The organism is Mumia sp. (assembly GCF_028803055.1).
GTDB lineage: Bacteria > Actinomycetota > Actinomycetes > Propionibacteriales > Nocardioidaceae > Mumia.
Genome location: NZ_JARBCJ010000132.1, coordinates 1 through 9,797 on the forward strand (window position 1 = coordinate 1; position 9,797 = coordinate 9,797).

The 9,797-nt window shown below is 71.7% G+C and carries 12 protein-coding genes; 9 read left to right on the plus strand and 3 right to left on the minus strand.

Annotated features, from left to right (window positions below; translation table 11 throughout):
• The 3 genes from PV363_RS12700 to PV363_RS12710 form a co-directional block, all read left to right on the plus strand.
• Positions 1-717 (plus strand): ABC transporter permease (locus PV363_RS12700; protein WP_301022499.1); only part of this gene is annotated, 717 nt, incomplete at its 5' end.
• Entirely contained in the window at positions 714-1,397 is a 684-nt protein-coding gene (locus PV363_RS12705; protein ID WP_220344155.1) for an ABC transporter ATP-binding protein, read from the plus strand. The genes PV363_RS12700 and PV363_RS12705, both read left to right, overlap by 4 nt.
• Before the next feature lie 39 nt (positions 1,398-1,436).
• Positions 1,437-2,069, plus strand: coding sequence for a TetR/AcrR family transcriptional regulator (locus PV363_RS12710; protein ID WP_220344156.1), 633 nt, complete (start codon positions 1,437-1,439; stop codon positions 2,067-2,069).
• Between the two features lie 83 nt (positions 2,070-2,152).
• Here the strand turns inward: PV363_RS12710 and PV363_RS12715 are convergent, their stop codons facing one another.
• Both PV363_RS12715 and PV363_RS12720 read right to left on the minus strand, forming a co-directional pair.
• On the minus strand, positions 2,153-2,833 hold the full coding sequence (locus PV363_RS12715) for a fasciclin domain-containing protein (protein WP_308289404.1): 681 nt from the start codon (positions 2,831-2,833) through the stop codon (positions 2,153-2,155).
• A gap of 29 nt (positions 2,834-2,862) precedes the next feature.
• Entirely contained in the window at positions 2,863-4,416 is a 1,554-nt protein-coding gene (locus PV363_RS12720; protein WP_301022500.1) for a molybdopterin-dependent oxidoreductase, read from the minus strand.
• 127 nt (positions 4,417-4,543) lie between these two features.
• Between PV363_RS12720 and sigK the strand changes: the two genes are divergently transcribed.
• Positions 4,544-5,143: an ECF RNA polymerase sigma factor SigK gene (gene sigK, locus PV363_RS12725; RefSeq protein ID WP_220365892.1), complete on the plus strand. Its 600-nt coding sequence runs from the start codon at positions 4,544-4,546 to the stop codon at positions 5,141-5,143.
• On the plus strand, positions 5,140-5,865 hold the full coding sequence (locus PV363_RS12730) for an anti-sigma factor (RefSeq protein ID WP_220344160.1): 726 nt from the start codon (positions 5,140-5,142) through the stop codon (positions 5,863-5,865). Before sigK ends, PV363_RS12730 begins: the two co-directional genes overlap by 4 nt.
• 3 nt (positions 5,866-5,868) lie before the next feature.
• Here the strand turns inward: PV363_RS12730 and PV363_RS12735 are convergent, their stop codons facing one another.
• On the minus strand, positions 5,869-6,411 hold the full coding sequence (locus PV363_RS12735; RefSeq protein WP_255559413.1) for a DinB family protein: 543 nt from the start codon (positions 6,409-6,411) through the stop codon (positions 5,869-5,871).
• A 95-nt stretch (positions 6,412-6,506) separates the two neighbouring features.
• Between PV363_RS12735 and PV363_RS12740 the strand changes: the two genes are divergently transcribed.
• Genes PV363_RS12740 through PV363_RS12755 form a run of 4 tightly spaced genes read left to right on the plus strand, consistent with a single transcriptional unit; the run spans position 6,507 to position 9,678 of the window.
• Positions 6,507-7,664 carry an LLM class flavin-dependent oxidoreductase gene (locus tag PV363_RS12740; protein WP_220344161.1) on the plus strand — a complete coding sequence of 386 codons (1,158 nt, stop codon included), beginning with the start codon at positions 6,507-6,509 and terminating at the stop codon, positions 7,662-7,664.
• On the plus strand, positions 7,661-8,278 hold the full coding sequence (locus PV363_RS12745) for an FMN reductase (RefSeq protein ID WP_301022501.1): 618 nt from the start codon (positions 7,661-7,663) through the stop codon (positions 8,276-8,278). The genes PV363_RS12740 and PV363_RS12745 overlap by 4 nt, the downstream gene beginning before the upstream one ends.
• 49 nt (positions 8,279-8,327) lie before the next feature.
• Complete coding sequence (locus PV363_RS12750; protein ID WP_220344164.1) at positions 8,328-8,750, plus strand: hypothetical protein; 423 nt, start codon at positions 8,328-8,330, stop codon at positions 8,748-8,750.
• Positions 8,751-8,793: 43 nt separating this feature from the next.
• Positions 8,794-9,678, plus strand: a complete 885-nt coding sequence (locus PV363_RS12755) for a glycosyltransferase (protein ID WP_301022502.1) — start codon at positions 8,794-8,796, stop codon at positions 9,676-9,678.
• Positions 9,679-9,797 lie beyond the last annotated feature (119 nt).

Sequence of the window (9,797 nt, forward strand, 5' to 3'; positions counted from 1 at the left end):
AGCGGGACCGCCGCCGAGGAGGGGGTGGAGATCGGCGACACCGTCGTGCTGCAACCCTCAGGCACCGAGCTGAAGGTCGTCGGCGTGCTCGCCGACCAGCACACCTTCGGCCACGTCGACATCGGCTACCTCCCGCTCGAGACGTGGCAGGAGATCCGCGCGGGCGTCCGCGCCGGTGACGCCGTGCCCGACCGGGTCTACGACGAGTTCACCGCTGTCGCGGTCAAGGCCGAGGACGGCGCCGAGGTCGACCTGGCCGCAGGTGACGAGGCGGCAGGCACCACCTCGCTGACCCGCGAGGAGTCGTACGGCGGCTCTCCGGGCTACACCGCCGAGACCTCGACGCTCCAGCTGATCCAGGGCTTCCTCTATGCCATCTCCGCGCTCGTCGTCGGTGCCTTCTTCACCGTGCTGACGATCCAGCGGCGACAGGAGATCGCCGTGCTCCGCGCGCTCGGGGCGAGCACCGGCTACCTTCTGCGCGACAGCCTGATGCAGTCCATCGTCCTGCTCGTCGCCTCCGCCGGCATCGGCATCGGCATCGGCCTGGCCGCCGGCGCCGCTCTCGCGACGACGTCCATGCCGTTCGCCCTCGAGGCCGGTCCGGTCATCGGTGCCACGGTGCTGCTGCTCGTGCTGGGTCTCGCCGGCGCCGCGGTCGCCGTCGTGCGCCTCACCCGCATCGATCCCCTCACTGCCCTGGGAGGCAGCCGATGACCGCCGTCCTGTCCTTGTCCGACGTCACGCTCCTGCACGGAGACGGCGACGAGACGGTCCGAGCCCTGGACTCGGTCAGCATCGAGGTCGCCGAGGGCGAGCTCGTGGCCGTGGTCGGACCTTCGGGCTCCGGCAAGTCGAGCCTCCTCGCGGTGGCCGGCGCACTCACCACGCCGACCTCCGGCCAGGTCCGCCTCGGCGACGTCGACCTCACGACCGCGTCACCGCGTGAGCTCACGCGCGTACGTCGCCAGCGGATCGGTTTCGTCTTCCAGAGCGGCAACCTGGTCCCGGCGCTCACCAGCCTCGACCAGGTCCGACTGCCGTTGACGTTCGGCAAGGTCGCCGACGCCCGCGACCCGCGTGAGCTCCTGGCCGAGGTCGGCATGGAGCACAAGGCGCGGCGCCGTCCGCACGAGCTCTCCGGCGGGGAGCGGCAACGCGTCGGGATCGCCCGCGCGCTCGTCACCCGCCCCGAGGTCCTCCTCGTCGACGAGCCGACCGCGGCCCTCGACCGCCGTCGCAGCCAGGAGGTGGTGGGACTGCTGGCCCGGGAGGCGCACGAGCACGGGGTGGCGAGCATCATGGTCACCCACGACCACGACGTCCTCCACCACTGCGACCGTGTCCTCGAGATGGTCGACGGCCGACTCGGGCCCGTCGTCGCCGAGTCGGTCTGATGGGATCGTCGGAGGTTCCGACACTGCTGAAGGAGTGACATGCCACGGATCGCGGCGCCGACGGTGGCCGAGCACCACGCTCGCCAGCGCCAGGCACTCCTGGACGCGGCACACACCATCCTGGCCGAGACCGGCGAGGCACCCTCGATGGGCGAGGTCGGTCGCCGGGCGGGCCTCGCACGAAGCAGCGTGTACCAGTACTTCGCGTCGGCGGACGAGCTGCTGGGCGCCCTCGTCGAGGAGCTGTTCCCCGACTGGGCCGGGAAGGTCCTGGGCAGGGTGGCGGAAGCCTCCACGCCGAGCGGCCGCGTATGGGCCTACATCGAGGCCAACGTCGACCTCTTCGCCAGCTCGGAGCAGGCCGTCGCGCAGGCGCTGAGCCGGGTCGTGGAACCGCACGTCCTGGCCGGTCCGATGACGGAGTTCCACGCCCAGCTCCAGGTGCCGCTGCGCGAGGCGCTCAGCGAGTTCGGCGAGCCCGAGCCGGAGGCGGTCGCCGAGCACATCGACTCGCTCATCGTCCAGGCATCCCGCGGTCTCTCGTCGACCGACCCGGAGTCGCCGGTGCCGGCCAAGGATCGCGCGCTCGCTCGGCTCCGCCGGCTGCTCGGCGGCTACCTGCACCTGCCGGAGTCTCCCGGGTCCGAGGCCGAGCGGGGTTCCTCGGGCTGAGGGCGGACGCGACGGACCGCCCGTCGGTCCTCCCCACCCCCGAGTCGTGGGGGAGGGCCGGCGGGCGGTCTGGTCTCCTCAGGTCACGCCGGCGGCATGAGCACCGTGTCGATGAGGTAGACGGTGGCGTTCGCGGTCTTGACGCCGCCACAGACCACCGCGGCACCCTCCGCACCGGCCGTCAGCGCGTCGGGCGAGCCGGCGACCTCCACCTCGGCGCCGTTCACGGTCTTGTGAGTGCCGACGACCTCGTCGGGGCTCAGCTGGCCGGGAACGACGTGGTACGTCAGCACCGACTCGAGGGTCTTGGCGCCGGCGGGCGTGCCCAGCGACGCGACGGTGTCCTTCGGCAGCTTCGCGAACGCATCGTCGACCGGCGCGAAGACCGTGAACTCACCACCGTTGAGCGTGTCCACGAGGTTCACCTCCGGGTTGAGCTGTCCGCTCACGGCCGCGGTGAGAGTCTTCAGGAGCGGGTTGTTGCTTGCCGCCGTCGCGACCGGGTCCTGGGACATGCCCTCGACCGACCCGGGGCCGTCCGGCACCTGCTCGGCGTATGCCGCGCAGCCGGGACCGACGAGCTCGGACGCGGCGTCGTCGGCAGTCGCCGACTCCGACGGCGAGGCCGAGGCGCTCGACGTCGAGTCGCTGGAGCTCGAGTCGGAGTCGGAGTCGTCACCGCCGCACGCGGTGGTGACGAGCGTGAGCGAGGCGAGCAGCGCCGCCGTCGCCATGAAGCGGGTCCTGCGTGTGGTGGTGCGCATCATCTTTTCCTCTTCCTTCGATGGTGTGATCACTCCACCGAGAACTGGACGCTGTGCCAGCCGGTGGAGCCGTCCGGACGCGGGTCAGCGCGGTCGGAGGTCTGGGTGTTGCCGTCGGCGTCGACGGCACGGACGGCGAGCGTGTGGTCGCCGGAGGTGGCGTCGGCCCATCGCCACGTCCACTGCCGCCAGGTGTCGATCCCGTCCTCAGGCGCCAGCCGCGCGGGCTCCCACGAGCCGTCGTCGATGCGGACCTCGACGGCACTGATCCCGACGTTCTGTGCCCACGCGACACCGCCGACGCGCACGTCGCCGGACTCGAAGGACTGGAATCCTCGGGGGACGTCGATGCGGGAGGCGAGCTTGATCGGCGCCTGCTCGGCCCAGTCGCGGGAGGTCCAGTACGCCGTGAAGTCGGAGAACCGCGTGACTTCGAGGTCGACGAGCCACTTCGTCGCGGAGACGTAACCGTAGAGTCCGGGGATGACCATCCGGGCGGGGAAGCCGTGCTCGAGCGGGAGGGGATCGCCGTTCATCGCGACGGCGACCATGGCGTCGCGGCCGTCGAGCACCGCCTCGAGCGGAGTGCCGATGACCATGCCGTCCGCGCTCGTCGACTTCAGCGCGTCGGCGCCGTCGCGCACGCCGGCACGCCGCAGCAGGCCTGCGAGGGGGACGCCGATCCACGTCGCGTTGCCCGCGTACTCTCCACCGACCTCGTTGGACACGCACGTCAAGGTGATGCGCCGTTCGATCAGCGGCTCGGCGATCAGGTCGGCGAAGGTCAGCTCGAGCTCCTCGTCGACGTCGCCGTGGATCCGCAGCCGCCATGTGTCGGCGGGGACGTCGGGGACCGTGAGCGCCGTGTCGACGCGGTAGAAGTCGTGGTTGTCCGTCAGGTACGGAGAGATGCCTCGCAGCGGGTCGACGCCTGCGGGCCCCGGCACCGCGGCGTCGATCGGCCGGGGGATCGTCACGGTCGCCCGGGACGCAGCAGCGTCGGACGTCCCGAGGAGCCGCGTCACGCCTCCGCCGACCGTGGCGACCGCCGCCGTCCCGAGCGCTGCCACCAGGAACGCGCGCCGGTCGAACCCCGACGGGAGGTCGTCCTCGCGACGTGGGCCCAGCGGCGACGGGGTGCGCAAGGGGGCGAGCAGCACCACCAGCGCGGCGACGCCGACGGCGACCGTCGCCAGCGGCGCCAGCACCGCCACGTCCGGCGGAACCGACGTCGTGGTGTCCGCCAGGGTCGCGGCCACGGCGAGCACGCCTGTCACCACGACGAGCCCGACCGCGATCCTCGGGTGAGTCAGCCCGATCCAGCCGGCACCTGCCGCGATCAGCACCAGCACGACCGCGGTACCGGCCAGCAGGACGGCCTTGTCGTCCTCCCCGAACTGGCGCACGGCGAAGTCCTTCAGCCACCCCGGTGTCCGTGCGACGAAGGCGTTGCCGACGGCCACGACCGGCGAGGGACCACCGGTCAGGGTCGCGACCGCAGCACCCGCCGCCGTGCCGGCAAGGGCGGCGAGGACGCCCGACCCTGCTGCCAGCGCCTGGCGCGATGCTTGGTGGTGGACCATGCTCCTGCTTCGCGGCCGCCCGCGACAGGGATGGGCGCGACGGGCGAGAATGTGATCGGGCCACGGACCATCCACGTGGTGGGCGGTGACGAATCACCAGTGAGACCCCCCGAGCGCAGGAGTACGGATGCCAGATCCGGAGCACGATCGACGCGGGGACCCGCACGCGGTCCCTCCACCGGCGACCGACGACCTCGAGGCCCTGATGGCGCGTGTCGCGCGGGGGGACGAGGACGCTTTCGGTTCGGTCTACGACGCCCTGTCGGGGGCGGTCTTCGGTCTCGTACGCCGGGTCCTGCGCGACCCGGTCCGCTCGGAGGAGGTGACGCAGGAGGTGTTCTTGCAGGTGTGGCAGAAGGCGCCGAACTTCGACGCCGGCCGGGGCCGGGCGCGGTCGTGGGTGCTCACCCTGGCCCACCGGCGGGCCGTCGACGCCGTCCGCCACGACCAGGCGGCGGCCGACCGGGACGCGCGGTACGACTGGTCCGGTGGTCCGGCGTACGACCAGGTCGCCGACGAGGTGACCGTGCGGCTGGAGCACGAACAGGTTCGTCGCTGCCTCGGCACGTTGACAGACTTGCAGCGAGAGGCCGTGGGACTGGCCTACTATCAGGGCCACACCTACGCCCAGGTTGCGGTGATGCTGGAGGCGAATCCGGCGACGGTGAAGACACGACTGCGCGACGGCCTGATCCGGCTGCGCGACTGCCTGGGGGTGACGGCATGACCACGGACCCCCACAACCTCGCCGGTGCCTACGCCCTCGACGCCCTCGACACCGAGGAGCGCGAGGCGTACGAGGCTCACCTCAGCCGGTGCTCCGACTGCGCTGAGGAGGTCGGAGGGTTCCTCGTGACCGCCGCTCGGCTCGGTGCCGCCGAGGAGGTCGTGGCGCCTCCGCACCTGCGGCAGGGCGTCCTCGACGCGATCGCTCGGACGCCGCAGGAGCGTCCGGTGGTCGTGGAGCTCGGCGGACGCCGGCGCCGGCTGAAGGGCTGGCCCACCCGCGTGCTCGTCGCTGCGGCCGCGCTCGCCCTCGTGGTCGGTGCCGCGGTCTTCGGGGTGTCCCAGCGCGACCAGGCCGACCAGATCGAGGCGCAGCAGGCCGCGATCACCGAGGTCCTCTCGGCCCCCGACGCCGCGATGGTGTCGGCGCCGGTCGCGGGTGGCGGAACGGTGAGCGTGGTGCAGTCGGCTGATCTCGCGAAGGCCGTCATGGTCGTCGCCGACCTGCCGAAGCTCGCCGACGGGTACGACTACCAGATGTGGACCCAGAGCGACGGCACGATGCACAGCGCCGGCGTGCTGCCACGCGATGAGCAGGGTGGCAGAGGCGCGCACGTCATGGAGGACGTCTCGGGCGTCACCGCGGTCGCGATCAGCGTCGAGCCGGCCGGCGGCTCCAAGGAGCCGACGGCAGACCCGATCGTGCTGATCGACACGGCCTGACGGTCACTCGTCGCCGAGACCTGCACGCTCGGCCAGGCCGCGGACGTATGCCGCCTGGCCGAGGTGCTGGACGCTGTCGTCGAGCATGCTGACGATCCGGACCGCCGCCGTGACCGGCGGGTCCCACCGTCGGTCGACGACGCGCTCGAGCTCGGCCACGTCCACCGCTGCGAGGTAGTCGCGCACCCGCGCGGTGACGTCGTGGTGGTAGCCGGCGAGCTGTCCGCCGCTCGCGACGACCTGGGCCACCTCGTCGGCGGACTGGCCGTACCCGGTGGCCTCCTTCGTGAAGGGGAGGCGCAGCTCGTCGTACCATCCGCCGTCGGTCCAGACCGGGAGCGTGCCCGCGAGATCCGCGCCGTGGTCGTCGAGCACGCGTGCCTGGTGCCAGAGCAGCCAGCAGACGGTGTTGGCCTCGCCGTCCGGGCGGTAGGTGCCGATCGGTGTCGGGAGGTCGTCCGTGAGGGCATCGACCAGCTCGTCGGTGCGGTCGACGCGGTCGAGAAGCATGGATCGCAGCGCATCGAGCGCGGAGTCTGTCGCCATCCACCCACGGTAGGGGAATAGCGCGCGTTGTCATTTAGTTGAACTGTGCACTACTTTGGTGTGAGACCGCAGACGCGGTCGGAGACGAGGACACGATGCAGTTCGGGATCTTCACCGTCGGTGACGTCACGACCGACCCCACGACGGGCCGGACACCGACCGAGCACGAGCGGATCAAGGCGACCGTCGCGATCGCCACGAAGGCCGAGGAGGTGGGACTGGACGTCTTCGCCACCGGGCAGCACCACAACCCGCCCTTCATCCCGTCCGCGCCGACCACGACGCTGGCCTACATCGCCGCACAGACCGAGAGGTTGATCCTCTCGACGTCGACGACGCTCATCACGACGACCGATCCCGTCCGGATCGCCGAGGACTACGCGACGCTGCAGCACCTCTCCGACGGCCGCAACGACCTGATGATGGGCCGCGGCAACACCGGCCCGGTCTATCCGTGGTTCGGCAAGGACATCCGGCAGGGCATCGAGCTCGCGATCGAGAACTACCACCTGCTGCGACGCCTGTGGACCGAGGACGTCGTGGACTGGGAAGGCAAGTTCCGTACGCCGCTGCAGGGCTTCACCTCGACGCCGCGCCCGCTCGACGGGGTGCCGCCCTTCGTCTGGCACGGATCGATCCGCAGTCCCGAGATCGCCGAGCAGGCCGCGTACTACGGTGACGGCTTCTTCGCGAACCACATCTTCTGGCCCGCGAGCCACACCGAGCGGATGATCGCCTTCTACCGTCAGCGGTTCGAGCACTACGGACACGGGACCGCCGACCAGGCCATCGTGGGTCTCGGTGGACAGGTCTTCATGCGCAAGAACAGCCAGGAGGCCGTCGACGAGTTCCGACCGTACTTCGACAACGCACCCGTCTACGGGCACGGGCCGAGCATGGAGGACTTCACCCGCGAGACGCCGCTGACCGTCGGCAGTCCCGCGCAGGTGATCGAGCGGACGCTCGGGTTCAGGGAGTACGTCGGCGACTACCAGCGCCAGCTGTTCCTCATGGACCACGCGGGCCTGCCGCTCAAGACGGTCCTCGAGCAGCTCGACCTCCTCGGCGAGGAGGTCGTGCCTGTCCTCCGCAAGGAGTTCGCGGCGCTCAAGCCCGACCACGTCCCCGACGCACCCACCCACGCGTCGCTGGTGGCCGCTGCCGGCGGCGGCCACGACGCCACCGTCCATGCCGACGGCGACGACGTCACCGGCACGTCCGTCCAGGAGAGCACCGAGGAGGCGACCGTATGACCAGCCGCACGATCACCGTCATCAGTGCCGGTCAGAGCGATCCGTCCTCGACGCGACTGCTCGCCGACCGGCTCACGCAGGCCGTCCGGGACGGACTGCTCACCCGAGGCATCGACGCCGATGTGCGGGTGCACGGGCTCCGCGAGCACGCGCACGACATCACCGACGCGATGCTGACGGGGTTCGCCCCGGCAGGGCTGCAGACCGTGATCGACGATGTCGTCGCCGCAGACGGTCTCGTCGTCGCCACGCCGATCTTCACGGCCTCGTACTCAGGGCTGTTCAAGTCGTTCATCGACGTCCTCGAGAAGGACGCACTGGCGGCCAAGCCGGTCCTGATCGCGGCCACCGCCGGGACCGCACGCCACTCGCTCGCGCTCGAGCATGCCCTGCGGCCGCTGTTCGCCTACCTGCGCGCGGTCGTCGTGCCGACCGCGGTGTTCGCCGCGGCCGAGGACTGGGGCGGGGCGGACGGCGCGACCGGTCCTCTGCAGGAACGGATCGAGCGGGCGGGCGGCGAGCTGGCAGCGCTTGTCGCGGCACGGGAGGCGCCTCCGGCAGCCGATCCCTTCACCCTGACGTCCTCGTTCGAGGACATGCTGGCGGGTCGGTGAGCCCGCGTGGCAGCGCGAGCGTGACCGCTCGATGTGCTGTGATGCGTTCATGCGACGGCCCGTGACACTCTCCGACCGGGCGCGCGGATACGGGTTGTGGGCGGGCGACATCCTCGCCCGCATCCCTGGTTCGCGGCTCCAGCACGTCTCCTTCCACGGCGGGATGACGCCGCAGCTGTCGGTGTCGCTGGCGATCTCGGAGGACTCCTCGCCGCTCGGGGACGTGCCCGTCCACGTCGTGCTCACGTTCGACGGCGTCCGAGTGCCGGTCTGGCGTCCGTCGTGGCGCGAGCGGCTGCGCCGACGCCCCACGGACCTGCCCGAGGTCGTCGAGCTCAGCCGTGGACGGGGCGGGCGCTTCCGGATCCTCCACACCTCGGGCCAGCTCGCCGTCCGGGCCTCTGCGCTGATCGTCGACGTCGCACCCGCGGGGCGGCTCGCCGTGACGTACGGCGACGCTGTCGCGTCCTGACCGGCAGCGAGCCTCCCTGAGGCCCGCGGGTACGGTGGCTCGCGTGACCACCGCCGTACGCCCCCGTGTCGGAGCCGTCATCCTGACCCAGGGCAAGCGCCCTGACGACCTCCGCGCCGCGATCGACTCGGTGCTGGCCCAGCAGGGGGTCGACGTCGACGTGGTGTGCGTCGGCAACGGATGGGCTCCGGTCGACCTGCCCGAGGGCGTCGCGACGCTCGCGCTCCCGGAGAACCTCGGGATCCCGGCGGGCCGCAACGCCGGTGTGCCCCACGTCACGGGCGACCTGCTGCTCTTCGTCGACGACGACGCGCGCCTGGTCGACCCGGACTTCCTCGCGAGGGCTTCGGAGCTGTTCGCGGACGACCGGCGGCTGGGGGTGGTCCAGCCTCGCGTCGAGAGCCCGGGGGAGGAGGCGCCGACGCGGTGGATCCCCCGGATGCGCAAGGGCGACCCGCGCCGTTCCTCGCCCGCGTTCTCGCTGTGGGAGGGCGTGCTGGTCGTCCGGCGAGCAGCCTTCGACGCCGCGGGCGGCTGGGGCGACGAGTACTTCTACGCGCACGAGGGCATCGAGCTCGCATGGCGGGTGTGGGACGCGGGGTACGAGGTCTGGTACCGAGGGGACCTGCGGTGCGCCCACCCGGCGATCGACCCGGCCCGGCACGACTTCTACTACCGGCTGAACGCGCGCAACCGTGTGTGGCTGGCGCGCCGGAACCTGCCGTGGCCGTTCACCTGGGCGTACGTCGCGACCTGGACGGCCGTGGCGGTGCTGCGCGGTGTGCGGACGGCGTCGGGACGCGCGGCGCTGCGGCCATGGTTCGCCGGGTGGTCCGAGGGGTGGCGCGGCGACCCGGGCCCGAGGCGTCCGATGCGATGGCGGACCATCGCTGCGATGACGCGACGAGGTCGCCCGCCGGTGGTCTGACCGGCGTCAGCCGACGCGCCGGCCCTCGGTCTGACCGTCGTCGTCGTCGTCGTCCTCGTCCCTGTCGCCGTCGTTCAGGAGACCGAGGTTTCGCATCCGACGCATCCGGCGCTCGTGGC

Coding starts and splice junctions, on each gene's coding strand:
- PV363_RS12745 (WP_301022501.1), top strand. CDS start 7,661: ATGACCAGCCGCACGATCACCGTCATCAGTGCCGGTCAGAGCGATCCG.
- PV363_RS12740 (WP_220344161.1), top strand. CDS start 6,507: ATGCAGTTCGGGATCTTCACCGTCGGTGACGTCACGACCGACCCCACG.
- PV363_RS12720 (WP_301022500.1), bottom strand. CDS start 4,416: ATGGTCCACCACCAAGCATCGCGCCAGGCGCTGGCAGCAGGGTCGGGC.
- PV363_RS12710 (WP_220344156.1), top strand. CDS start 1,437: ATGCCACGGATCGCGGCGCCGACGGTGGCCGAGCACCACGCTCGCCAG.
- PV363_RS12750 (WP_220344164.1), top strand. CDS start 8,328: ATGCGACGGCCCGTGACACTCTCCGACCGGGCGCGCGGATACGGGTTG.
- PV363_RS12730 (WP_220344160.1), top strand. CDS start 5,140: ATGACCACGGACCCCCACAACCTCGCCGGTGCCTACGCCCTCGACGCC.
- sigK (WP_220365892.1), top strand. CDS start 4,544: ATGCCAGATCCGGAGCACGATCGACGCGGGGACCCGCACGCGGTCCCT.
- PV363_RS12705 (WP_220344155.1), top strand. CDS start 714: ATGACCGCCGTCCTGTCCTTGTCCGACGTCACGCTCCTGCACGGAGAC.
- PV363_RS12735 (WP_255559413.1), bottom strand. CDS start 6,411: ATGGCGACAGACTCCGCGCTCGATGCGCTGCGATCCATGCTTCTCGAC.
- PV363_RS12715 (WP_308289404.1), bottom strand. CDS start 2,833: ATGCGCACCACCACACGCAGGACCCGCTTCATGGCGACGGCGGCGCTG.